Below are 26,842 nucleotides of genomic sequence, written 5' to 3'. Positions count from 1 at the left end.
GAGGCTTGACCATATAACACCCAAGCAATTTGCGTCGAAAGGCCAAGTTGCGGTGTGTGAAGACGAAACGAACCGAAAGTTCGATGTTCACAAAACACCGACAGCTGTCACATACCCAATTTGCTGAGGCGAGGCCAGCCGGCCGCGACTCAGTACCCGAATTTCTTGACGACCATAGAGCATTGGAACCACCTGATCCCATCCCGAACTCAGCAGTGAAACGATGCATCGCCGATGGTAGTGTGGGGTTTCCCCATGTGAGAGTAGGTCATCGTCAAGATTAAATTCCGAAACCCCAATTGCGAAAGCAGTTGGGGTTTTGTTTTGCCCGCAGGAAAGTTCGGAGAGCATTCAAAAGCGCGATGGCGCAGGAAGCGTCCGATACTTATTTCGCAAATTTCCTACATTTTGTTTGCCTCGCCAGTAAAAAACAGGGTTATTATCCGACGGCGTTTCGGGTCATAAGCCCGGCGCCAGAAGATTGCCGCGTGTCCACAGACCCGGTAATCGCAGCCGATCGGGACCACCCTGGCGCTGTTATCCCCGCACAGGTTGTTCCTCGTCGTTGACCCTCAAATGGAAGGCGAGGTTTCAATTGGTCACGCGGTTTGCAATCGACGATGTTATGGCCAAGGCGAACGATCTCGCCAGTGCGCCAGTCAATTCTCCAGCTGTTTGTGCTGACCGCGTTGCGGTTTTTTTCGCCTGCTCATCTCCCCCGGATTTCATGTGTGTGCCCGCGTCGGACTTAGCTCTGCACGCACGCGCCGCGCCATCTCCCTGAATTCGAATCACCGAACCGGCACTTGAGGCCGGGGCCTGACTGACGGGGACGTACTGTCGCCGTCTGATCACAAAAATAAAGTAGTCATGGACGGTAGCCTCCGATGCTCGACAACACTTCCTTGCGCGGGACGACGCCTGCGCAGCCCGACCTTTCATCCAGAAAATCGCCAGCCGCTTCGGCATTGACCGATTCCGACTGCCAGCGACTGATCCACGACTGGAACAGCGCGACGCAGTCGTTCGATGAAAACATGTGCGTGCACGGCCTGTTTGAAGCGCAGGTGCTGCGCCATCCCGATGCTATTGCGGCACGTTGGCAGACAGAGGCGATCAGTTACCGTGATCTCAATACCCGCGCCAATCGCCTGGCCCATCACCTGCGCAGTTTCGGGGTCGGGCCGGACGTGCGCGTCGGGTTGTGCCTTGAGCGTTCGCTCGACACCCTGATTGGCGTGCTTGCGGTGCTCAAGGCCGGCGGCGCTTATGTGCCGTTGGATCCGGCGTATCCGCAGGCGCGGCTGGCACACATGCTGGCTGACAGCGCACCGCCGGTGGTGCTCACCCACGGCGCGGCGAAGCTTGCATTGTCGGCGGCGCTCGAGCATTCGGTCACTGCGCCGACCATCCTTGATCTGGCCGATTCCAGCCATTGGGCTTCGCTCTCGCCAGACAATCCCGATCCGCACGCTGTCGGCCTGACACCACGGCATCTGGCCTACGTGATCTACACCTCTGGTTCGACCGGCACCCCGAAAGGCGTGATGGTCGAGCACCGAGGGCTCATGGCAGTGAGTGCTGCATGGGCGCAACTCTATGCCTTGGAAGAGCCAATCAATCACCTGCAAATGGCGGGTTTTTCATTCGACGTGTTCAGTGCCGATCTGATTCGGGCGCTGGGTTTTGGCGGCACGCTGGTGTTGTGCCCTCGGGAAACCCTGATTGACCCGCCGGCGCTGTATCGCCTGATGAACGAAGCGCATATCGGTTTTGCCGACTTCGTGCCAGCGCTGCTCAACCCTTTGCTGGCCTGGGTCGAAGAAAATGGTCACGACCTGTCGTTCCTGCGCACCGTGGTCTGCGGCTCGGACATCTGGACCGCCCACAGCGCACTGCAATTGCGCAGGCTTTGTGGTGACCGTGTGCAAATCGTCCAGGCCTACGGTGTCACCGAAGCGAGCATCGATAGCACCTGTTTTGAACTCAGCGACGCAAGCCAGGTTGATGGCGTGCTGCCCATCGGTCGGGCGCTGCCCAACACCCGGATTTACCTGCTCGACACTCAAGGTGCGCCTGTCGCCGTGGGTGTCGCGGGTGAGTTGCACATAGGTGGCATCGGTGTGGCGCGAGGCTATCTGAACCTGCCGACACTCACCGCCGAGCGTTTCGTCGATAGCCCGTTCGTGACGGGCGAGCGTCTGTACCGCACGGGTGATCTGGCGCGATATCGGGCCGATGGGCAACTGGAGTTCCTTGGGCGCAACGACTCCCAGGCCAAATTGCGCGGCCTGCGCCTGGAACTGGGGGAAATCGAAACTCGCCTGGCGGAAATACCGGGCGTGCGTGAAAGCGTGGTGCTGCTGCGTCAGGACGGCGCGCATGAGCCGCGACTGGTCGCTTATTTCTGCGCCGACGCAGCCACCGCGCTGACCTCCCGCTCACTGCGTGAGCAACTGCAATTGAGCCTGCCGGATTTCATGGTGCCGACAGCGTTCGTGCGTCTCGATGCGTTGCCTTTGACTGCCAACGGCAAGGTGGATCGCCCCAATTTACCGGCCCCGAACGTGGAAGCATTTGATCAACAGGATTACCAGGCGCCGCAAGGTTCGCTGGAAATTGCGCTCGCTGCGATCTGGGCCAAAGTGCTCGGCGTCGAGCGGGTCGGTCGTCAGGATCAGTTCTTCGCGTTGGGTGGCCACTCGTTGTTGGTGATGCGGGTGCTGGCCCGAGTTCGCCACGATCTTGGGCTGGAAGTGACAGCTTCAGCGCTGTTCGCTGCACCCGTGCTCGCAGAGTTCGCCAAACGGCTGCAAGCCAGTCAGGCTGCGGCTCGTCCAGCCATTACGGCTGTTGCACGGTCGGACGCGCAAACGTTGTCGTCTGCTCAGCAGCGCTTGTGGTTTCTGGCACAAATGGAGGGCGGTAACGCGGCTTATCACATGCCGTTGAACCTGCGCTTGCGTGGCTCACTGGACGTGGCGGCACTTGAACGCAGTTTCAATCAACTGGTGGCGCGCCATGAGGCGCTGCGTACCACTTTCCTCTCCGTTGAAGGCGAAGGGCGGCAACGGGTTTCGCCACCAGCACACAGCATCCGGCTGACGGTGATTGACCTTCAGGGGCCTGACGCGCAAGAGCGTCTCAACCGATTGATCGATGAAGAGGGCGCCAAGCCGTTCGACCTGAGCCGTGGCCCGTTGATGCGGGTCAGCGTGGTGCGGATGGCGGCAGACGATCACGTGCTGTTGCTGACCCAGCACCACATCATTTCGGATGGCTGGTCGATGGGCGTGCTTACCCGCGAACTGGGCGAGTTGTACGAAGCGGCGTTGCAGGATCGCGAGGATCCGCTGCCGGCATTGCCCGTGCAGTACGTGGATTATGCCGTGTGGCAAAAGCAGTGGCTGTGCGGTGACGAACTGGCTCGCCAAAACCGCTATTGGCGCGAAACGCTAGCGGGTGCACCAGTGCTGCTGGAGTTGCCAGCCGATCACAAGCGTCCGCCCGTGCAGGACTACCTCGGCGGTTATGTGCCGCTGGTATTCGATGAGGCCTTGACCGTTCGCTTGAAGACCTTGGGCATGCAGCAAGGCACCACATTGTTCATGACTTTACTGGCCGGTTTTTCGTTGCTGTTGTCGCGCCTGGCGGGGCAGAGCGATGTGGTGATCGGCGTGCCATCGGCCAACCGGCCTCAGCAGGAGTTGCACGGGCTGATCGGCTTCTTCGTCAACACCCTGGCGCTACGCATGACTCGCTCAGGCACACCGTCAGTGGCGCAATGGCTGCAACAGGCGCGGCGGGTGGCGCTGGAGGCCCAGGAACATCAGGATCTGCCGTTCGAGCAAGTGGTGGAATTGCTCAACCCGCCGCGCAGCCTGGCGCACAGTCCGGTGTTTCAGGTGCTGTTTGCCTGGGAGCAGGATCAGGATTCGGACCTGCTGTTGAGCGGGTTGGAGGTCACTCCGGTCGAGAGTGGTCATCACGTGGCCAAGTTCGATCTGCAACTGGCACTCAGTGAGCGCGACGGCCAGATTGTCGGTGGCCTGGAATATGCCTCGGGCTTGTTCAATCGAGACACCGTCGAGCAGTTTGGCGATTACCTGCGCCGGGTGCTGGAGCAGATGGTCGAGGACAGCCATCAGCCGCTGGCGATGATCAACCTGTTGAGCGCCGAACAGCAGCGCAAAATCGTTCACGACTGGAACCGCACCAACCGCGATACCTCGTCGATACCCGGTTGCGTGGCACGCTTCGAAACCTTGGCCCGGCAGATGCCCGACGCTGTGGCGTTGCGCTGCGAGAGCGAGCAACTGAGCTACGGCGAATTGAACCGCGCCGCCAACCAGCTCGCCCATTACCTGATCGAGAAAAACATTGGCCCCGAGCATCGAGTCGGCCTGTGCCTGGAACGCTCGCCGCAGATGGTTATCGGCCTGTTGGCGATCCTCAAGGCGGGCGCGGCGTACGTGCCGTTCGATCCGGCCTATCCGAGTGAACGGCTGGCGTTCATGTTCAGCGATGCCGCGCCGACCCTGTTGCTGACGCAGGCCAGCCTGCTTGCCGGATTGTCCGTCAGCGATGAGATGGAAATCTGCTGCTTGGACACTGATGCGCAGCAATGGGCGCAGCATCCGAGCCACGAGCCACAGGTAGCGGTGAACCCGGAAAACCTCGGCTATGTGCTTTACACCTCCGGCTCAACCGGACGCCCCAAAGGCGTGGCGCACAGCCGTCGCGCGCTGGATAACCTGATCGCCTGGCAACTCGACCAGGCCACCACGCCGCAGCGTGTGCTGCAATTCGCCTCGCTGAACTTCGATGTGTCGTTCCAGGAAATCTGCAGCACGCTCTGCCAGGGTGGCAGCCTGTTGCTGATGACCGAAGACAGCCGCAAGGACCTTGCCGCGTTGCGTCCGACGCTGGTGGCTGAAGGTGTGCAGCGGGCGTTTCTGCCGTTCGCCGTGTTGCAGCAACTCGCCGGCCTGACCGAGGCCGATGCACCGATGCCGGCCGGCGGCTGCGAGATCATCACGGCCGGTGAAGCCCTGCAAATCAATGATGAGTTGCGCGGTTTTGTCCGAGGTCTCGGTGGCGCGCAATTGCACAACCAATACGGGCCGACCGAAACCCATGTGGTCAGTCAATTCAGCCTTTCGTGCAGCGAGGTCGAGGCCTGGCCGGATGCGCCGCCTATCGGTCGCCCCATCGCCAATGCGCGGCTGTACGTGCTGGATGAGCATCTGAATCCAGTGCCGGTCGGCGTGGCAGGCGAGTTGTACATCGCCGGTGCATGCCTGGCCCGAGGTTATCTGAACCGCGCGGATCTCACCGCCGAACGCTTCCTGCCTGATCCGTTCAGTGACGAGCCCGGCGCGCGGATGTATCGCAGCGGCGACCAAGCCAAGTTCCAGCCCGATGGCAACGTGCAATACCTGGGACGCATCGACCAACAGGTCAAGCTGCGCGGGTTCCGCATCGAACTCGGCGAGATCGACAGCCTGTTGCAGCAGCAACCCGGCGTGCAGGAAGCCGCCGTGCTGTTGCGTGAAGACGTGGCCGGCGACAAGCGTCTGGTGGCTTATGTGGTCGGCTCCGCGAGCAGTGAGGTGCTGCGTGCCGAACTGCAACGGCACTTGCCCGAACACATGATCCCGAGCGCGTGGGTCAGGCTGTCGCAACTGCCGCTGACCCGCAACGGCAAGCTCGACCGGCAAGCGTTGCCTGCGCCGGAGCGCAGCACCGGGGCCGCATACGTGGCGCCGCGTAACGATATCGAACGGCAAATGGCCGACATCTGGGCCGAGGTGCTCAAGTGCGAGCGGGTCGGTATCCACGATAACTTCTTCGACCTGGGCGGGCATTCGTTGCTGGCGACGCGGATGATCTACGCGATCAATCAGCGCATGGGCGCGCAGTTGTCGCTCAGCAGCCTGTTCCAGAAGCCGGTGCTGATGGACCTGGCGGCGCACGTACACGGCGCACGTGATGCCGACACTTATATCGAGCCTGCCTTCAGCCAGATCGAACCGGATCGCGGCGCCCGACATGAGCCATTCCCTCTGACCGATATCCAGCAAGCCTACTGGTTCGGTCGTGAGGCCACGGTCAGCCTTGGTGGGGTCAGTGCCCACGGCTATGAAGAATTGCGCATTCCCGACTTCGATGCTGAACGTTTCGAGCAGGCGTTGAATCGCATGATCCAGCGTCACGACATGCTGCGCGTGGTGTTCCTCAGTGACGGCACGCAGCAGGTGTTGGCGCAGGTGCCGACGTATTGCATGCCGCGCAGCGACCTGCGCGGTCTGCCGGCCGAGGTGGCACAGCGCACGCTGGAAGCGACTCGTGAACGCCAGTCCCATCAGGTGCTGGATGCCAGTCGCTGGCCGCTGTTCGAGTTCAGTGTGTCGCTGCTCGATGACGGCATTACCCATTTGCACATCAGCCTGGACGCGCTGATCGTCGATGCTGCGAGCACGCAGATTCTTGCGCGCGAATTGATGGCGTTCTACGTCGATCCGACCCTTGATCTGGCGGAACCGGGCCTGACGTTCCGCGACTATGTGCTGGCCGAGCAACAACTGCGCAGCGCCAGCCGTTACGAGCAAGCGCTGAGTTACTGGCGTGAACGGGTGACCACCCTGGCACCGGCACCGGATCTGCCGCTGGTGCGTCAGCCCGAGAGCATTGCCAATCCACACTTCACGCGGCGCGACCGCGACATGTCAGCGGCGCAGTGGAGCCGGCTCAAAGAGGTGGCCAAACAGTTTGCGGTGACGCCTTCGGTGATGCTCCTGACAGCGTTCAGCGAAGTGCTCGCATTGTGGAGTCGTACGCCACGCTTCACCTTGAGCCTGCCGCTGTTCAATCGCATGCCGTTGCACCCGGACGTCGACGAAATCATTGGTGACTTCACCTCGCTGGTGTTGCTGGAAGTGGCGATCGACGGGGCGCTGAGTTTTACCGAAAAGGCCCGTGCCGTGCAGGCGCGGTTGTGGCAAGACATCGATCATTCGGCGGTCAGCGGTGTACGGGTGCTGCGTGAGTTGTCGCAGGCCCGGGGCGTGCAGCAGACGGCGATGCCGATTGTGTTCAACAGCACATTGTCGGAAGCAGCGCCGGAACTGGCCGAGTTCAATCTGGCGGACGCGTTGAACGCCCGGCACATGCACAGCATCACCCAGACCCCGCAAGTGTGGCTCGACCATACGTTGCTGGAACTGGAAGGACGCCTGTTGTTCAACTGGGACAGCATCGACGAACTGTTTCCCGAAGGCCTGATCGAGCAGATGTTCGTCGCCTACAACGCGCTGCTCGATCGTCTGTGCGAACCCCAAGCATGGGACGCGGACACACCGCAGCTGCTGCCGCAAGCGCGGCTGCCGGCGCCTGTCGACAGCCACGACACGCTGCCCCTGATGCACGAACTGTTCGAACGTCAGGCGCTCGCCACGCCCGATGCGCTGGCGGTGATCGGCTCGCGGCAGCTGACTTACCGCCAACTGCGTGCAGAGGCTCGGCAACTCGGCGCCGCGCTGCAAGCGCAGGGCGTGGTGCCGAATCAGTTGGTCGCGGTGGTGATGGAACGGGGCTGGGAGCAAGTGGTGGCGACCCTGGCGATTCTCTATGCCGGTGGCGCTTACCTGCCCATTGAACCCACTCAGCCGGCGGAGCGCCTGCGGCATATTCTGCAGCGGGCCGAGGCGAGTCTGGCACTGACCCAAACGGCACTGATCGACAAGATCGAATGGCCGGCGCAAGTGACGGCGATTGCCGTGACCGACGCTGTCACTGCTGAAGTCGTTGCTTTGCGACCGGTAGAGCTGGCCAGCAGCGATCTGGCCTACGTGATCTACACCTCCGGTTCCACCGGCCAGCCAAAAGGCGTGGTGATTGATCATCGCGGTGCGGTCAACACGTTGCTCGACATCAACCGGCGCTTTGCCGTCAGCCCGACGGATCGGGTGTTGGCCATCTCGTCGCTGAGTTTCGATCTCTCGGTCTATGACTTCTTCGGCACCCTGGCGGTGGGCGCGGCGGTGGTTGTGCTCGAACCGCAGCTGGCGCTCGACCCGGCGCACTGGTTGACGTTGATCGAGCGTCACCGGGTCAGTTTGTGGAACTCGGTGCCGGCGCTGCTCGGCATGCTGCTTGAGTATGTGGAGGGCGAGGGTGGTGCATTGCCCGCCCACCTGCGCCTGGCGATGTTGTCCGGCGACTGGATCCCGTTGACCTTGCCCGAACGGGCCTGGGCCTTGCAGCCGGACTTGCAGTTGATGAGTCTGGGCGGCGCGACGGAAGCGTCGATCTGGTCGATCGGTTACGCCGTGCAAAACGTTGATCCGTCGTGGCGCAGCATCCCTTATGGCAAGGCCCTCGATCACCAGCGTTTTTACGTGCTGGACGAAGCGCTGCAAGTGCGTCCGACCTGGGTCGCGGGGCAGTTGTACATCGGCGGAATCGGTCTGGCCAAGGGATACTGGCGCGATGAAAAGCTCAGTGCCGGCAGCTTCTTCGCCCATCCACTGACCGGCGAACGCCTGTATCGCACCGGGGATCTGGGGCGTTTGTTGCCGGACGGCAACATCGAGTTTCTCGGCCGCGAAGACAATCAGGTCAAAGTTCAGGGTTATCGCATCGAACTGGGCGAGATCGAAGCTGCTCTCAACCGCCATCCGGGCGTGCAGAGCGCCGTGGTGCGCATCCTGGGCAGCACGTTGGGAGAGAAGCGCCTCGCCGGTTACGTGCTAAAGGCTGATCCGGAGCTGCAAGCTCGGGACTTCAGCGAATACCTGGCGGATAAGCTGCCGGCCTACATGATTCCGTCGTCGTTCACTTTCGTGGAGGCCTGGCCGTTGTCGTCCAATGGCAAGGTCGACAAGAGCCGTCTGCCGGAGCCGGCTCAAATCGAGGAACAAGGGCCGGCACTGCAAGTCGATGGCCCGCAGGAGCAGCGCCTGGTGGAGATCGTGCAGGGCGTGCTCAAGCGCGCTGCGATTGCCGCCAACGCCAACCTGCTGAACCTTGGCGCGACCTCCATCGATATCGTCAGGATCAGCAATGCGTTGTCCAGCGCCTTGCAGTTCCGCCCGCACGTGGCGCAACTACTGGCCCAGCCGACACTTCAGCATCTGCTCGGCATGTACCGCCAGAGCCGGGTTCGCCAAGAGGTCATCGGCAGCGTTCAGCAACCAGCGGACACCCCTGCGCAAGTCATCGAAGATCCGCAGTTGCGGGCGCAGTTCAAGGCTGAGCAGCGCGGGCGGCGTGAGTTCGCTCAAGCCTTGCCGACGCTGGAACTGGCCTTGCCACAAGACCCGACGTTCGCCCGGCGCTTCAGCGAGTATCGCTCGGTGCGTCAGTACAGCCCGCAGCCGATTGCCGGCGAGGTTTTCGTGCAATGGTTGGCGGCGTTGGCGCAAGGGCAATTGGACGGGGAGGCGAAATACCAGTTCCCGTCGGCGGGCGGGCTGTATCCGATGCAGACATACCTGTACGTCAAGCCGGATCGCGTGCTGGGCGTGCCCGGTGGCGCGTATTACTACGATCCCCGCCAGCATCGCTTGCTCGCGCTGCAGAGCGGTGTGCTCGACCCGGACACCTATGACTATTTCGTCAATCGTCCGGTGTACGAGAACGCTGCATTCTCGCTGTTTTTCATCGCCGACATGGCGGCGATTCGTCCGTTGTATGGCGAGCGCAGCCGTGACTTCTGCCACATCGAAAGTGGCGCCATGGCGCAGTTGCTGAGCATGACCGCCGTCGAGCAAGGCCTGGGCCTGTGCGGGATCGGTTCGGTCGAGGAGCAGTCGCTGGCGGCGCTGTTCGACCTCGGGCCGAGCCATGAGCTGATCTACTCGATGATCGGTGGTTTGCGCACGGCCGATGAGCAACACCGCGCGTCGGTCGAGGCGTATGCCCCGGTACCGGTGACTGAATGCCTTGACGACGATGACATGGAGGAATTCGAAGTATGAATGCCGATCAATTGCTGGCGCTGTTCGCTCGTCATGGCGTGGTGCTCGATGTGGATGGCGACAAACTGCGCTGCAAGGCGCCCCGGGGTTTTCTCACCGAAGAGCTGACCCAGGCGCTCAAGCAACACAAGCAGGAACTGATTGCCTTGCTCGGTGGCCAGGACAGCGCGGCGATTCCCCGTCGTGGCGGCGAGCAAACAGCCTGGCCGTTGTCGTTTTCACAGCGGCAACTGTGGTTTCTCGATCAACTGGAACCCGGTAATCCGTTCTACAACGTGCCGAGCGCAGTGACGCTCAAGGGGCATCTGGACGTTGCGCTGCTGGAGCGCGCGCTGAATGAACTGGTCAGTCGCCACGAAATCCTGCGCACCACTTTCTGCCGCGTGGAAGGCGAGCCGCGCCAAGTGGTGCATCCGCCACTGGCGCAGTCGTTGCTGGTGAAAGATCTGCGCCAGGTGCCTGCCAGCGAGCGTGAGCAGCAGGTCAGCCGCGCCGTCGAGCAGGAGGCCCGTGCGCCGTTCGATCTGGCCCGCGGGCCGTTGCTGCGCGCGTCGTTGCTGCGCCTGGCCGACGACGAATACCTGTGGCTTTACAGCGTGCATCACATCATCGCGGACGGTTGGTCGATGGGCGTGATCCTGCATGAGGTCGCCGTGTTGTATGGCGATTATCAGCGTGGCGAGGCGTCGAGTCTGGCGCCGCTGCCGGTGCAATACGCCGACTACGCCTGCTGGCAGCAACAGCGCGTGGGCGGAGCGATGCTGGACGATCAACTCGACTACTGGCGCCGCGCCCTGGCCGATGCGCCGGCGCTGTCGACCTTGCCCGCCGACCGGCCGCGACCGTTGGTGCAGCGTTATGTCGGGGCGACTTTCAGCTCGTCCGTCGATGGCGGCACGCTGCGCGAACTCACGGCGCTGGCCCGGCAGACGCAGGGCACGCTGTTCAACGTGCTGCTGGGTGCGTTGGCCGTGTTGCTGTGGCGCCACAGCGGCCAGCAGGATTTGTGCATCGGCACGCCATTCGCCAACCGCAACCGTGCGGAAATCGAGCCGCTGATCGGTCACTTCGTCAATACGCTGGTGCTGCGTCAACGCCTTAACCCGCAGCAGACCTTCGCCGAACTGCTGCGCGAGGTGCGCGGCCAGATGCTCGACGTCCACGCCCATCAGGACGTGCCGTTCGACCGCGTGGTTGAGGCGGTCAACCCACAGCGTGATACCGGTCATTCGCCACTGTTTCAGGTGATGCTGGTGCTGCAGAACACCCCCGGCAGCGCCGTGCAAATGCCCGGGCTGGCACTGGCGCCGTACAGCACCAGCAGTGCCACGGCCAAGTTCGATCTGGCGTTTGAATGGGGCGAGCGCGAAGGGCGTCTGGACTTGTTGGTGGAATACAACACCGACCTGTACGACGTCGCGACCATCGAACGCCTGAGCGGACATTACCGGCATCTGCTCGAACAGATCGCAACGGACGCCAAGCAACCGATCGGTGCGCTGCCGTTATTGGCCGAAGCCGAGCGTCAGCAGATTCTGCTCGACTTCAATCACGCGGCTCCGCTGACGCAAGCGGTCGACTGCGTTCATCGTCTGGTCGAAACACAAGTCGCGCGCAACCCGCAGGCTTGCGCGGTGGTGTTCGAAGGCGAGTCGCTGAGTTACGCCGAACTGAATGCCCAGGCCAACCGCCTGGCGCGGCATTTGCTCAGCCTGGGTGTCGGCCCGGATGTGCGCGTGGCGGTGTGCATCGAGCGCTCGCTGGCGTTGCCCGTGGCATTGCTGGCGGTGCTCAAGGCCGGTGGCGCTTATGTGCCGCTGGACCCGGATTATCCGCTGGGGCGCCTGAGTCATATGCTCGGTGACAGTACGCCGGCGGTGCTGCTGACCCTCGGTTCGGCGCACGGAATTTTGCGTCAAGCCCTGCAAGGTTCAACCTGGGAAGCGCCGGTGCTGGACCTCAAGGACGACGCCGCGAGTTGGGCGCAGTTGTCGGCGGACAATCTCGATCCGCACAGTGTCGGCGTCACGCCTGATCATCTGGCCTACGTGATCTACACCTCGGGCACCACCGGTTTGCCCAAAGGCGCGATGGTTGCCCACCGTGGCCTGAGCAATCTGCTGCTGTGGTGTTTGCAGGTCTGCGGCGAAGCAGGGGCGATGCTGCACAAGATCCCGTTCGGTTTCGACGCCTCGGCCTGGGAGACATTCTGGCCGCTGGCAACCGGCGGGCGTCTGGTGATAGCGCGGCCCGGCGGCCATTACGAGCCGGCGTATCTGGCCCGGGAAACCCGCGAACAGCAGGTCACGGCACTGGTGTTTGTGCCGGCAATGCTTGAGCTGTTTCTGGAGGTCGAAGAGGTCAGTCTGTGTGCTTCGCTCACCGATGTATTCAGCGGTGGCGGTGAGTTGCCGCCAGCCCTGGCCCGGCGTTTCCAGGAGCGCCTGCCGCATGTGCGCCTGCACAACGTCTATGGCCCCACCGAAACCACGGTGATCAACAGCATCTGGACGTTGCAGCCCGGCGCCGACGTGCCGGCGCTGAAACTGCCAATCGGCCGGCCCATCGCCAACAACCGTTTTTACGTGCTCGATGAACGCTATGCGCCGGTGCCTGTGGGCGTTACCGGGCACTTGCACATCGGCGGTGTCGGCGTCGCTCGGGGTTATTTGGGGCTGGAACAACTCAGTGCCGAGCGCTTTATCGACAGTCCGTTCGTGGCGGGTGATCGGCTCTACCGCAGTGGTGATCTGGCGCGTTATCGCGCGGACGGACAACTCGAATTCCTTGGCCGCAACGACTTTCAAGTCAAGTTGCGCGGCGTTCGCCTGGAACTTGGCGAGATCGAGGCTCGGCTCGAAGCGTTTGCAGGTATCCGCAGCGCTGTGGTGCTGATGGTCGGCGAGACGGCGCAGGATCAGCGGCTGGTGGCTTGCTGCGTGGTCGCCGCGCAACCGGACGAGACGGCGGTGCATGCGCATCTGGCGGCGACGCTGCCCAGAGCGGTTGTCCCCGGCAGCTATCTGTGGCTCGACAGCTTGCCGCTGACCGCCAATGGCAAGGTGGATCGCGCAGCGTTGACGGCACTGGCGGATCAGGACCTGGCCGATCGACAGGTCAACCTGAGCAGCCCGCGCGATCACATCGAACTGGCGTTGTACCAGATCTGGAAAAGCCTGTTGCTGGCGCCGCAGATCGGCATTCGCGACAACTTTTTCAACGTCGGCGGCACGTCCATCGCCGCGATCAAGATGGCCCATGAAATCAGCCAGATGTTTGCGGTGGAAGTACCGGTGCGCGTGGTGCTCAGCTACCCGACCATCGAAGCGTTGGGCGGCTGGCTGCGGATCGGGGCCAACCCGGCCGCCGCGCAAAGCAATCTGATCGAATTTCGCCGGGGCGCCGGCCGGAGCAATGTGGTGTGCATTCACCCGGCGGGCGGTACGGCGTTCTGTTACCTGTCCCTGGCCAAAGTGCTGCCGGATGACGCCGGCGTCTACGGTGTGCAATCGCCGGGGCTGAATCCGGGAGAGAGCACCGAGCCGACGGTCGAAGCGATGGCCGAGGCGTATCTGCGCCTGATCGAACCGCTGGTCAATCAGCCGCTGGTGCTCACCGGGCTCTCGTTCGGTGGCCTGGTGGCCTACGAAATGGCGCGGCTGTTGACGGCTGCCGGGCATCGTCAGGTGAGCGTGGTGTTGCTCGATACTCAGGGCAGCGACGATCCGGGTTTTCGCGAGCAGATCGGTACGGTGGACATGGCCGAGTTCCGCGACAAACTGGTGCGCTTCAACGGCATGTATCCCGGCATCGAAGACGCGCAAGTCGAACGCTATTTCCATCTTTACAACCATAACCGCTTGGCCATGGCCGCCTATGAGTGCGCGCCAAGCGCCGGGCGTGTCGTGCTGATTCAGGCGCGGGAAGATTTCAGCCGCCCTCAATTGCATGAGCTGCGCGGATTTTGGCGCCGCCGCGCTGGTAGCGGCTATCTGGCGAAACTGGTCAGCGGCGGCCACTGGGACATGCTCGAAAGTGCAGAAATCTATCGGGTGTCGCAGATCATCAGGCAGGAACTGCAACGTTGCGATTCGCAGGAGGCGAAATGATGAGCGCTACCCATCAGATGACGTTGCTCGCACGCTTTACCGCGCAGGTGCAGCGAGATCCACAGGCGTTGGCGGTCATCGATCAATCGGTGCAGCTGACTTACGCGCAACTGGCCAGTGCCAGCGAGCGCATCGCCAAAGGATTGCACGCGCGGGGCGTGCAACCCGGCGAGTCGCTGGCGCTGTGCATGCCGCGCTCCTGGCAATGGCTGGCGACCATCCTCGGCGCTTTGAAACTCGGCGCCGTGGTGGTTCCGTTGGATCGGGCCAGCCCGCTCAAGCGGCGCGACGTGATGTGCGCCGACGCGGCCTGTGTCGGCTTGATCACCTTGGGCGAGGAGCAACTGTGGGCATTGTCATCGCCGCTATGGCAAACCAGTGCCGAGGCATTGCTCGACCAGCCGGATCATCCGCCGCAAGTACTGACTGAAGAGTTCGCCGAGGTGATGTTCCTGTTTTACACCTCGGGCACCACCGGCACTCCGAAAGCGGTGGAGGTTGGCGAGCGCGGTCTGCTGCGTCTGGCGCACAGCGAAGGCTACATCGAGATTCGTCCGGCGGATCGTTTTGCCTGCCTGTCCAACCCGGCTTTCGATGCGTGCAGTTTCGAGCTGTGGGCACCGCTGCTCAACGGCGGCTGCTGCGTGATGATCGCCGATGAAGACGCGCTGGATGCACGACGTCTGGCCGAAGTTCTGGAGCAAACCCGGGTCGACAACCTGTTCATGACGGTTTCGCTGTTCAACAGCTTGATCGCCGAGTGGCCCGCGTGCTTTTCCAGCCTGCGTCAGGTGCTGATCGGTGGAGAACAAATCAGCGCCGTCGCCGTGCGTGCCTGGTACCGGGCCAACCCTGAAAGCGCTTGCCGGATTTTCAACGTCTATGGTCCCACCGAATGCACCACGTTCGCCGTGTGCTGGCCGATTCCGCGCGACTTTGTCGGCGACCTGGTGCCCATCGGACGTGCGTTGCCGGACACCGGTCTGCAGGTGCTGGATGACCGGCAACGGCCGGTGGCCGCAGGTGAGGTGGGCGAACTGTATTTGAGTGGCAGCGGTGTCGCCCGGGGTTATCGCAACCGGCCCGAAGAAACTGCACGCCAGTTTGTGCGGTTACCCGAAATCGATGGCGGTGCCCAGGTGCATTACCGCACTGGCGATCGGGTGCGGCGCAACGCCAAAGGCTTGCTGGAGTACTTGGGGCGGGTCGATCGCCAAGTGAAGATTCGCGGTTTTCGAATCGAGCCGGCGGAGGTGGAGCAACGGATTCTTGAGCATCCGGGCGTGGCGCAGGTGTACGTCTGCACCCGGCGCAATGCGGCGGAAGATCATCAGTTGTTGGCGTTCATCGTGCCGCGCGGTGAATTGGACTATCACGCCTTCGAAAGCCATCTGCGGGCACAACTGGCGCCGTACATGCGCCCGCATCAGTTGTTCCTGTTGGAGCGTCTGCCGTTGACTGCCAACGGCAAGATAGATCGCGATAACTTGCTCGCGCAGGCACTGAGCCCATGGCATCCAGCGGCCACCACGCAAGACGGCAGCGTTTCGCCGGCGCTGGAATGGCTGTTATCGCAGGCCCGCTCACTGCTCGGGCAACCGACGCTGAGTGCGCAGGATGACTGGCTGAGCAGTGGCGGCGATTCGCTGAAGGCCATGCGTCTGCGTTCGGCAATTCGCAGTCGTTGGCAGCGCGAGATCGCTGTCGGCACGTTGCTCAACGAATCCTTCGCGGTGCTGGCCGAACAGCTGACCGCTGAGCTGACCCGCGACTCGATCTATCCACCCGCGCCGTCCATCAGCACTGCCCGACGCTTGCCCGCCACCGCGGAACAACGTCGCTTGTGGTTGCTGCAACAACGTTCGCCCACCTCGACGGCGTACAGCGTGCCGCTGATTCTGCATCTGGCGCCGGGCGTGGAGGTCGCGGCACTGGCCGAGGCCGTGGAGCGTCTGGTGATTCGCCATCCGGGATTGCGCACGGCGTTTGTGTCCGGTGCTGAAGGTCTTGACCAGTTGATTGCCGAGCAGGGCCCGGTCTGCCGCACCTTTGCGGTGGGGCATTTCAGCGAACACAACTGGCGGGCGTTCGCGGAGCTGGTGTTCGGCACGCCGTTCGACCTGAGCACACCGAACCTGTTTCAGGCGTGGCTGTTGCCGTTTGCCGATGGCAGCTGTCGGCTGTTGCTGAATCTGCATCACATCATCGTCGACGGTTGGTCGGTGAACCTGTTGTTCGACGATCTGATTCAGTTCTATGCCGATAGCGTGCAAGGCCGCGAGAGCCCGGAACCGCCAGCACGCCTGACCGCGCTGGAATTTGGCCAGTGGCAGCGGCAGTTGAGTGTCGATCCGTATTATCGCGATCAGCGCCGCGCCCTGGCCGAATTGCACCGACGTCAGGAAGAACCCTCGCCAGCGCTTTTGCCGATGCGCGCCGTCAGCCCACACGCCAGGCTTTACCGGGAACCGCTGGGCGACGTGCGCAGTGCCGCCCTCGAACGGTTCTGCACGCAACAGCGGCTGACCCGTTTCGAAGTGCTGTTCAGTGTCTTCGCCTGGAGCCTCTACGCCCTGACCGGGGTTGCGCGGCCGCGTATTGCCAGCCCGGTCGCCAACCGGCCACTGGCGGAATTCGAGGATACCGTCGGCATGTTTGCCAACACGGTGCTGATTCCCACCGCCGTGGATCAGTCTTCGCCGCTGGGCGAACAGTTGCGCAAGCAGGCCGCCACCGTGCGCGAGGTGTTGGCATTGCAGGACGTCGCACTGGCTGATCTGGTGGAAGACCTGCGGCTGTCGTCGAGCACCGCGCTGTTCGATTTCATGTTTGTGCTGGAAAACACCGATTACGCCGCGCTGGCCGATTCAGGCCTGCGTGCCAAGCTGGAATTCAGCGAGGAGTTGCACGCTAAATGCCCGCTGACATTGCTGATGGTGGGCGCCGGCTCGCAACTGGAGTGCTGGTGGGAATATCAGTGCAGCTACTTCGATGCCGAGCAAATAATCGCGGTAAACGCGCTGTTCCGCCGTGGCCTGGATCTACTGCTGGAATCCCCGGCAGCCACCCTCGACGATCTGCTCGACCCTTATCGATCCGGTTTGCCAGCGGCCAGCGAAGGCCCGATCAGCGAACAGGCGTTCAACACGCTCGCGGACTGGTTTGAACATCAGGCGCACAGCACACCCGACGCCATTGCGCTGGTGCAGGGGCAGCAGCGCCTCGCTTATGGCGAGTTGAATGCGCTGGCCGATGCCCTGGCGGCAAGCTTGATCGAACGCCATCCGTTACCGCTCGGGAATACACCATTGCAGGTCGTGCTGTTCCTCGAGGCTTCGGTGGAGCACATCGTCGCATTGCTGGCGCTGGCCAAGCTCAACCTGACCGCCGTGCCGCTGGATCCTGCGTACCCGGTGGCGATTCAGCGCCAAGTGTTGGCGCAGGCACAACCGCATTGTCTGCTGTTCAGCGCGGCGACCGAGGCGAGGCTGGATGATCTGAATGCGGGGCGGTTTGCCTTGCATCGGGTTGACCTGCATGCCGATGTTCGGCCATTCGAACGCCCACGCCACGGCGGTGAACGCCCGCTGTACACGCTGTTCACCTCCGGCTCCACCGGTACGCCGAAAGGTGTGCAGGTGTCGGAGCGTACTCTATGCAACTTGCTGCAATGGCAACGCAACGAGGGGCAGTTGCCGGCCAAAGCAGTGACGTTGCAGTTCTCCATGCTGTCGTTCGACGTGTCGTTTCAGGAGATCTTCAGCACCCTGTGCGGTGGCGGTTGTTATCACCTGATCACGCCGGGCTGGCGTCAGGATGCCGAGGCGCTGCTGGGATATCTGGTCGAGGCGCGGATCGAGCGGCTGTTCCTGCCGTATGTGGCGTTGCAGCATCTGGCGCAAACCGCCGTGGCCGGTGGCATTTATCCGGGGGCGTTGCGCGAAGTGGTGACTGCCGGGGAGCAACTGCTCTGTACCGACGCATTGCGCAATTGGTTCAGTGGCATGCCGCAAGCCTTGCTGTTCAATCACTATGGGCCGACCGAAACCCATGTGGTCAGCGCCTTGCGTTTGCCGGCCGTGGCCCGCGACTGGCCGCTGCGCGCTCCGATCGGCCAAGCGGTCGGTAATGCCCGATTGCTGTTGGTCGATGAACACGATCGCCCGGTGCCGAACGGCTGCAGTGGCTACCTGCTGGTCGCGGGGCCGATGGTTGCCCGGTGTTATCTGGCCGACCCGGCGTTGAATGCCGCGCGGTTTGTCGAATTGGCAGACGGCGAGGGTGGCAGTCGCCTGTTTTATCGAACCGGCGATCTGGCGCGGGCGGACGCTCTGGGTTGTTTGCATTATCTGGGACGCGATGATCAGCAGGTCAAACTCAGTGGTCATCGTCTGGAGCTTGGGCAGATCGAGGCGGCGCTGATGCAGGTGCCGCAGGTGGTCAACGCGGTGGTGGCGGTTCAAGCCGAGCCGCCGCGCCTGACCGCGTGGCTGCAACTCGACGGCGAGCCAGCAACCTGCGCACAACTGGATCGTCAGGTGGCGCGGCAACTGCCGGCCCATGTGCGCATTGATGAGTACCGGCGGATTGACGTCTGGCCACGCACCCCCAGCGGCAAGATTGACCGCAAGGCGTTGCCGGAGATGGGCGAAGCGCTGGAACGGCGCAATGCGCCACCGCCGGGCGTGCCGTTGAGTGCGCTGGAGCGGCAACTGAGCGAGCTGTTCCAGGAAGTGATCGGGCGTGACATCGAGCCGGAGCAGACCTTTTTCGAGGCCGGCGCCACCAGCCTCGGTCTGATGCGTTTGCACGTTCGGTATAACCAGGCGTTGTCGCATCAGGTGGCGATGGCCGATCTGTTTGAACACGTCACCGTACGGCGCTTGGCAGCACATCTGTCGAAGGCACCGATGGCTGTCGTGGAGCGCGTGCGCCAGGTCGATGCGGGTCATCAACCGATGGCAATTATCGGCATGTCGGTCAATGTGGCCGGCGCGCAGAACCTGTCCGAGTTCTGGACGATGGTGCAGGGCAACGCATTGGGCATCGAGCGCTTCAGTGCGAGCGAAGGTTTGGTGGGTGCCCGCAGTCAACTGGCCGGCATGCTCGACTTCGACCCCGAGTATTTCGGCATCAGCCGCCAGGAAGCACGCCTGATGGACCCGCAACAGCGGCATCTGCTGATGGCGTGTGTGCAAGCCCTGCAACACGCGGCCATCGTGCCGTCGGCGCAGGGGCCGCGTATCGGCCTGATCGCCAGTTGCGGCGAAACCACATACTTCCAGCAGATGCTCCGTGAAACCGCTGACGGCGATCTGCCTGACGGTTTCCAGATGGCGTTGCATCACGATAAGGATTTTCTCGCGACCAAAGCCGCTTATCACCTTGATCTCAATGGCCCGGCCCTGAGCGTGCAGGCGGCGTGCGGCAGTTCGTTGATCGCTGTGCACCTGGCCAGTTCGATGCTGCAACAGGGTGACAGCGACGTGATGCTGGCGGCCGGCGTGCTGATCGATCCGACGCTGACCGATGGCTATCGTCATCGCTCACAGCACATCTTTTCCGCCGATGGTCTGTGCCGTCCTTTCAGCGACGATGCCAGCGGAACCATTGGCGCCAGTGGTTATGGCGTTGTGGTACTCAAGCCACTGGCCAGGGCCCGGGCAGATGGCGACCGGATTTATGCGCTGGTCGAGGGCAGCGCGTTGAACAACGATGGTCGGGCCAAGATGAGTTACACCGCACCGTCGGTGGCCGGGCAGAGTGCGGTCATTCGCGAGGCGCTGAGTCGCGCCGGACTGACCGGGGCGGACATCGGCTACATCGAAGCCCACGGCACCGGCACGTTGCTGGGTGATCCGATCGAGGTCGCGGCATTGACCCAGGCTTTCGGCGAGGCGCCTGCCGAGAGTTGCGCGCTGGCTTCGGTGAAAAGCCAGATCGGTCACCTGGGCGCGGCGGCCGGCGTGGTCGGGCTGATTCGCGCCAGTCTTGCGGTGTTCCATGGCGTGGTGCCGCCGAACCTTGGCTTTGGCCGGATCAACCCGCAGATCGATCTTGAGCATTCGCCGTTCTATATACCCACTTCGTCCCGGCCGTGGCCGCAGGGGCGGCGGTGTCTGGCCGGTGTCAGCAGCTTCGGAATTGGCGGGACCAACGCCCATGTGATTGTCGGTGCCGCACCTTTGGCGCCGGACGTGAGCGAAGAAACCCTGCCACTGCTGCTGATCTCGGCTCACAGCCGAGGCGAATTGCTGCGCGATATCGCCACGATCAAAGACTATCTGCTGGCGTATCCCGACCGGCACGCCGCGCTGCTGCGGTATCTGCAAAGCGGTCGCAAGCAACTGCGTTGGCGCTTTGCGATGCTTTGCCAGCCCGGTGACGACATCCCGTTGCAGTGTGCCTCGATCAAGGAAGTCAGTGCTTCGGGCGTACAGCTGAATGCCGCGGATCATGCGGTGCCTGAGCTGTTGGCCGCCTGGTACGAAGGGGCGAGCATTCAGTGGTCGCGGCGCTCGGCACCGCCACCCTGGGATTTGCCGCCGTCATCGTTCGATCTTCAGACCTATCGCTTCCAGCCCTCGGTCGTGGCTGAAACCGTTGCGCCGCCGTTGCCAACCCTTGAGCGCCAACCGTTGGCGGATTGGTTCCACCAACGGCAATGGGTTCGTACCCGGCGCTTGGGCGCGATGGCAGCGGGTGCCACCCGTGAAGTCGCGATTCTTTGTAGCCATGACGCACCCGGCGCTGCATTGTTGGAGAGCCTGAGTGCGGTCTATCGACGCGTGGTTCAGGTGCGCGCCGGCAATGGCTTCAAGCGACTCGGCACGGATCGTTTCGAACTTGACCCGCTCGACGCCGAGGCCTTGAGTCGATTGCTCGGTGAGGTGGCCGAAGCGTCGTTCGTCGAACTTGACTGGTTGCACGCCTTGCCGCTGTCGGTGGCGGGCGCGGTCGATGAGCAAAGTCTCGACCGATCGCAGTGGGCCTGTCTGGACACGGTCAGCGCCCTGATGCAGGCCTGGGGACAAACCGCGCGCACGCCGAGTCTTCGGCTGTGGTTGATGTCGTGGCAGGCGTGCCCGGTGAACGATGAGATACGCCGCCCCGAACTGGCCGCATTGGCGGGGATTACCGAAGTGGTGCCTCAGGAGTATCCGGTGCGTTGTCACTGGCTGGATTGGCCGTCGCCGCACCTCGATGCGCAGGCCGGTGAGCTGGCAGCGTTGCTCAGCGACCCGGCGTCGTTGCCCCGGCGCATGGCGATTCGCAACGGTTATCTGTGGCAGCCACGATTGCTACCCCAGCCATTGCCGACCTCGGCAACGTCTTCCAACCTTTTGCCGGAGGAGGGCACGTTCCTGGTGTTGGGCGGCTCGGGCGGGATCGGTCGTACCTTGTCCGAACACTTGTTGCAGGCACCGGGTCGGCGGGTGGTGCTGCTCTCGCGTCAAGGCGAATTGCCGGCGTCTCTGGCGGCTTATGCGTCGCGGATCGACTGCATTCAGGCGGACATCGCTGACCTTGCTCGGTGGCCACAGATACTCGATCAACTGGCCAAGCGTTACGGGCGAATCAGTGGGGTAATTCATGCGGCGGGCGTCGGTGCCGGCAGCCTGATTCGCCACCGCGATGCCGGGCAAATGGCCCAGGCCATGGCGGCCAAGACATGCGGCATGCTCGCGGTCGAAGCCTTGATCGAGCGTCTGACCCCGGGTTTTGTCTTGTACTGCTCGTCGATGTCAGCGCTGTTCGGCGGTGCCGGGCATCTGGACTACGCGGCGGCCAGCGCGGTGCTCGACGGCTTCGTCCACTATCGTCCGGATTCTGCGAGCGCTTGCCTGCGCCTGGGGATCAACTGGGACATCTGGCGTGACATCGGCATGGCCACGACGAGCAATAGCGCAGACGTTGCGCATCAGGAGCATCTGACGGTCGGCCTGTCGGCCGAGGAAGGTTGCCGGGTGTTTGATCTGGCGATGGCCACGCAGTTGCCGCAGTTGCTCGTTTCAACGACGGGCATCGACATCTCGCGGCGGTTTTATCCGGTTCGTCATGGCGTCGCGGGCGCTCCGTCCGAGGCGCCGCAAGGCGTGGATCTGCGGGCGCGTCTGGGTGAGTGCCTGTGCAAATGGCTCGGCATTGCCGATCTGGATGACGACCATTCGCTGTACGACCTGGGGGCGGATTCGCTGACGTTGCTGGACCTGATCGACGAACTGCAAGCGGCCACCGGTGAGGTGTTCCAACTGTCGCAGTTCAGTCACAAGGTCAGCCTCAACGAGGTGCTCGGCCTGGTGGAGGCGAGCGCGGTGGAGGTGCCTTGCGTCACGCAGCCAAGCTGGAGCGACGCGGTGCGGATTGATCAGTGGCATGCCGGAGCCGGTCGCGAGTGGCTGTACCTGATTCACCCGGTGGGTGGCGATGTTCAGGCCTACCGGGAACTGGTTTCGGCACTGCCTGCGGACCTGGGAGTGTGCGTGATCGCCGACCCGGCGTTGCGTGTGCCGGGGTTGCCAAACATCAGCGTTGCCGAGCGTGCGCAGTTGTATTTGCAGGCGATCAAGGCTCACATCCCTGAAGGCTGCGCCTGGCGGCTGGCCGGGTGGTCGTTCGGCGCGTGGGTGGCGCAGTCGCTGTGTCATCAGGCGCAGGTTGCCGGGTTCCGCCAACCGCTGCTGTACCTGATCGACCCACCCGCACCGGATGCCGGGGCGGAACTGGCCGGCATTGACGAGCAGGTAATCGAGCAAGTGTTCGAGCGCGAGTTTGCCCAGCGCTGGCCGAATGTCGAAGGGCAGGCAATGTCCGAAGAACGACAGGCCTATCTGCAACGGCTGACAGTCTGCTGCCGCAACAACATGAACAGCATGGCTGACTTCCAGCCGCCAATGTTGGCTGCGACGGCGGTGCGGATGTTCATCGCCGGGCAACCTAACCCTTATGGCTTGGGCAAGGCCTGGAGCATGGATGACCTGCACCGCCGTTGGCAGGCATTGCTGCCGCAGTTGCTCAGTTGGCAATTACTCGACACCGATCACTACGGCATCGTGGCCGGCCGCTGGGCGCGGTTGCTGGCCGAGGTGATTGGTCTGGCAACGCTGCAATCCCATTCAACAGGAGAACGACATGAGTGACGCACAGCTGCAATTCGATGTGGTGATCAATGGCCAAGGTCAGTATTCCCTGTGGCCCGTGGGCAAGCCGATGGCCAACGGCTGGAGCGAGGCGGGGATGCGCGGTGAACGCCAGATCTGCCTGGAATACATCAATGAACACTGGATCGATATGCGCCCGCGCTCGCTGCGAGAGAGCGTGTCGCAATAATCGTTATCGCACTCGTCCGCTGGGGAAGTGGGTATAGGGCGCTTCAATAAAAAGGTGAGGGAACATGGATCAATTGGCACTCAAGGCAATCGAGCGCATCGCCGCACAACAGCGCGCGCCGTATCAGCACATCACCGTCGACCGGATCACGCCGGTCATTGGCGCAGAGGTCGCCGGCGTCGATCTTTCGCAACCGCTGAATGACGATCAGCTCTCAGAAATCCGCCGGGCTTTTCTGGAAAACCACGTGCTGGTGTTTCGCGATCAGCATTTGACGGTGCAAGAACACAAGGCGTTCGGCCGTCTGTTCGGCGAACTGCGTGCCTTGCCGGTGGAGGACATTGACGGCGATGACCCGGAACTGGTGGAGATCCGCGCCAATGCCCAATCACGCTACGTCGCCGGTGAAACCTGGCACACCGACGGCACGGCCGATGTCGCGCCGTCCCTGGGCTCGATGCTGTACATCAAGGAAACCCCGGCCATCGGCACCGGTGGCGATACGTTGTTTGCCAACATGCACCTGGCGATCGAAATGCTGTCGCCGGCAATGCAGCAGTTTCTCGGTGAATTGACCGCCATCCATGACGGGGCGATTCCGTGGAAGGGCTATCAGGCGCCGGCCAACCTGCCGAGGACTGAGCACCCGGTGGTGGTTCGTCACCCTGAAACCGGGCGCAAGTCTTTATTCGTCAATTCCGGGTTCACTTCGCACATCGTGCAGTTGTCCGGTGGCGAAAGTCAGGCGCTGCTGAACATGCTGTTTGATTTGGTGGCTCGAGAGCCAGTCCTCAGTTGCCGCGTACGCTGGGCGCCGAACACCCTGGTGTTCTGGGACAACCGCTGCACCCAGCACCATGCGGTCTGGGATTACTTCCCGCATTCGCGCTACGGCGAACGGGTGACGATTCTGGGTACGCAGCCCAAGGCTTGATCCCCCGAGGCACATCAGTAGGAGCGAGCCCGCTCCCACAGATGTGCCAGCCTCCTGGCAGTTCGCAGATAAAAGGGTCAGCTGATTTGATAGCGGTAGATCAGGTCATCAAACCACCGGTCACCGATCTGATAGGCCAGCGGCACACGGCGTTCGAAGACAAAACCGCATTTCTCCAGCACCTTGCAGGATGCGACATTACCGTCGGTCACGGTCGACTCCAGCGAGTCCAGGCCGATGGCGGCGGCATAGTCGATGATCGCCCGGCGCGACTCGGTGCCAAAGCCTTTGCCCTGATGCTCCGGCAACAGCAGGCAACCCACTTCGGCATGTCCCGGCGAGAGAATACAGAACCCGGTCACACCCAGTTCCTGCCGACTGGCCTTGTCAATCACCACCAGGCACAACCAGTGATCCGACTGCGGCCCCCACGCCGGCAACCGATGCTCGAAGCCCTTGCGAATTTGCTCCTCGGCAATTTCACCGAACACATACTGCATGGTCTGCGGCTCGGAATGCAGCCTGAGGAACAACGGCCAGTCAGATTCGACCAGGGTGCGCAGGTCCAGGCGTTCGGTGGTGAGTTCGAGCATCCGCTGCTCCTTGCATGGGTGGAAAGGGGAAGGGGTTTTTTACTTGTTGTGGGGGGAAAGATCAATGATCCGATATCGCCGCTTGCCCCCCGATGCGAGCCGAAATCCATTCCCGACTGTAAGCCAGCACGCTGTCAGCAATGGCTGTCGGAAAATGGATAAAACCATGGGGCGAAGAGGGGAGCAGGTACACCTCGACAGGCGCCGATTGCGACCAGCGTTCGGCGATGTCGAGGGTGTCATCGCGCAGCGGATCGAGTTCGCCGGCAAACATCAGTGCCGGCGGGAATCCGCTGAAGTCACCGTACAGCGGTGACAACGGTGGTTGCCGGCGTTGTTGGTCATTCAAGTCTGGCGTGAGCATGCGCAGCGCCTCGACCATACCGGGGCCGTCCAGCACCAGCGTTTCCGGCGGCGCCGCGCGCACGCTCGGCGTTCCGGTCAAGTCGTAGACGCCGTAATACAGCAACGCGCCGCTTACCCGACTGAGTAAGTCGGGCGATTGTTTCAGCGCCAACAACGATGTCGCCGCCAGATGCGCTCCGGCCGATTCGCCAACGACAATTACCGGCAGATCGGCAAACTCGTGCTCATTGAGCAACCAGCGAGCAGCAGCAATGCAATCTTCCATCACCCCTTCAATGGGCGTCGATACCGCAAGCCGGTAATCCACCGAGACAACTGTCACGTCGCAGGCGTTGACGATGGCAATGTTGAAATTGTCATTCATCTGCGCGTTGCCGATCACCCAGCCGCCGCCATGGAAATCCAGCACAACGCCTTTCGCGCACCCTTTGGGACGAATGATCCGCACGCTGCCCCCGGCAATCGACTTTCGCTCTGCCTTGAGGCCGTGCTTGCGCAACTTGCTCGCGCCGCCGATCTGACTGACGCGCAGCAGCGCCTGAATCATCCGTGGCAAGACGCGATTGCGGATTTTAAAGCGCGGCAACCAGGCGAGCTTCCGGTTGAAGTCACGCACTTGCGCCAACTCGCGCTCGCCCTGTGGCCACGGCACTTTGCTGCTGCAATCGGTCATCAGCGGTTCTTGATCAAGATGGAAAAATTCAACGCCGCGGCCACACACAGCCACGCCAGATAAGGAAACAGGATCAGGCCGGTGACCAGATCAAGTTGCAAGGCCATCACCACCATCGCCGCGACCACCAACCAGAGCAACGTCAGGATCACCATCGCGGCAAAAACCTGATGCGCCCCGAAGAACACCGGAGTCCACAAGGTATTCAGCGCAATCTGCGCCGCCCATAGCGCCAGCACCGTCTGACTTCCCGGGATCAGGCTCAGTCGGTATCCGGCCCAGGCCAGTAACAGATAGATTAGCGTCCAGGCCACCGGGAACGCCCAGTTGGGTGGCGTGAACGAGGGTTTGCTGAGTGATTCGTACCATTCGCCGGGTTTGAACATGACGCCTGTGGTCGCGGCAGCCGCGCAGGCCAGAAGGAAAATAAAAAAAGTCATCGGCAGTCCTTAGTTTGGGTCAGCTGTTTGAGAGTGTAAGCAGAGGACGCCCCGTGGCGCGAAAAGTTTGGATTGAGCATGAGATTTCTCTGCTCGCGTCCTGCGCTTCATGCCGTTGAACTAAAAGCCTGACTGAGACGTCAGGATATTCAGTGCCCCTCTTTTCTCATACGGATGACACCATGCACACCTATCGCCTGGAATACCTTTTCAACGGCGAGCCTCGCTCCCACGTGTTCGAACTCAAGCAACCACAACTGGCCGATCACGAGGCCGCGATGCATCTTCTGGAGCTGCATCTTGGCGATGCGGAAAACAGCCTGATCATGCCCACGGCCGATTCGACGCCCCAGGAGATCCTCAAGCAGGCGGAGCAGGTAGGGATTACACGGATTGAGGTGATCGCGTAAATCGACG

9 protein-coding genes and 1 rRNA gene are annotated in these 26,842 nt (G+C 62.4%); 7 read left to right on the top strand and 3 right to left on the bottom strand.

Annotated elements, in window-relative coordinates; genetic code table 11:
- Window positions 1-164 precede the first annotated feature (164 nt).
- From rrf to IAI51_RS24500, 6 genes are all read left to right on the top strand, one after another.
- A 5S ribosomal RNA gene (gene rrf / locus IAI51_RS24525) occupies window positions 165-280 on the top strand.
- Between the two features lie 607 nt (window positions 281-887).
- Window positions 888-9,980 (top strand): non-ribosomal peptide synthetase, encoded by a 9,093-nt coding sequence (locus tag IAI51_RS24520; RefSeq protein ID WP_187680823.1) that lies wholly within the window; start codon window positions 888-890, stop codon window positions 9,978-9,980.
- Complete coding sequence (locus tag IAI51_RS24515; RefSeq protein ID WP_187680822.1) at window positions 9,977-14,089, top strand: non-ribosomal peptide synthetase; 4,113 nt, start codon at window positions 9,977-9,979, stop codon at window positions 14,087-14,089. Before IAI51_RS24520 ends, IAI51_RS24515 begins: the two co-directional genes overlap by 4 nt.
- The gene (locus IAI51_RS24510) at window positions 14,086-23,229 is read left to right on the top strand and encodes a non-ribosomal peptide synthetase (protein ID WP_187680821.1); all 9,144 of its coding nucleotides are present in this window, start codon (window positions 14,086-14,088) and stop codon (window positions 23,227-23,229) included. The genes IAI51_RS24515 and IAI51_RS24510 overlap by 4 nt, the downstream gene beginning before the upstream one ends.
- Window positions 23,222-23,419 (top strand): MbtH family protein, encoded by a 198-nt coding sequence (locus IAI51_RS24505; protein WP_187680820.1) that lies wholly within the window; start codon window positions 23,222-23,224, stop codon window positions 23,417-23,419. Before IAI51_RS24510 ends, IAI51_RS24505 begins: the two co-directional genes overlap by 8 nt.
- 64 nt (window positions 23,420-23,483) lie before the next feature.
- Complete coding sequence (locus IAI51_RS24500) at window positions 23,484-24,353, top strand: TauD/TfdA dioxygenase family protein (protein ID WP_187680819.1); 870 nt, start codon at window positions 23,484-23,486, stop codon at window positions 24,351-24,353.
- A gap of 77 nt (window positions 24,354-24,430) precedes the next feature.
- Here the strand turns inward: IAI51_RS24500 and IAI51_RS24495 are convergent, their stop codons facing one another.
- The 3 genes from IAI51_RS24495 to tspO all read right to left on the bottom strand — a co-directional run bounded on the left by IAI51_RS24495 (window position 24,431) and on the right by tspO (window position 26,425).
- Window positions 24,431-24,946 carry a GNAT family N-acetyltransferase gene (locus tag IAI51_RS24495; protein WP_187680818.1) on the bottom strand — a complete coding sequence of 172 codons (516 nt, stop codon included), beginning with the start codon at window positions 24,944-24,946 and terminating at the stop codon, window positions 24,431-24,433.
- A 61-nt stretch (window positions 24,947-25,007) separates the two neighbouring features.
- On the bottom strand, window positions 25,008-25,985 hold the full coding sequence (locus IAI51_RS24490; protein ID WP_187680817.1) for an alpha/beta hydrolase: 978 nt from the start codon (window positions 25,983-25,985) through the stop codon (window positions 25,008-25,010).
- Window positions 25,985-26,425 carry a tryptophan-rich sensory protein TspO gene (gene tspO / locus IAI51_RS24485; protein WP_187680816.1) on the bottom strand — a complete coding sequence of 147 codons (441 nt, stop codon included), beginning with the start codon at window positions 26,423-26,425 and terminating at the stop codon, window positions 25,985-25,987. Before tspO ends, IAI51_RS24490 begins: the two co-directional genes overlap by 1 nt.
- 182 nt (window positions 26,426-26,607) lie before the next feature.
- Between tspO and IAI51_RS24480 the strand changes: the two genes are divergently transcribed.
- A complete protein-coding gene (locus IAI51_RS24480; RefSeq protein WP_187680815.1) occupies window positions 26,608-26,835 on the top strand; it encodes a hypothetical protein in 228 nt (75 codons plus the stop codon).
- Window positions 26,836-26,842: the final 7 nt, after the last annotated feature.

Origin of the sequence: Pseudomonas sp. N40(2020), assembly GCF_014472415.1 — a bacterium.
In the GTDB taxonomy this organism is placed as follows: Bacteria; Pseudomonadota; Gammaproteobacteria; order Pseudomonadales; family Pseudomonadaceae; genus Aquipseudomonas.
Note: the sequence above shows the minus strand (reverse complement) of the source record. Positions and strands in the feature narration are given on the sequence as shown.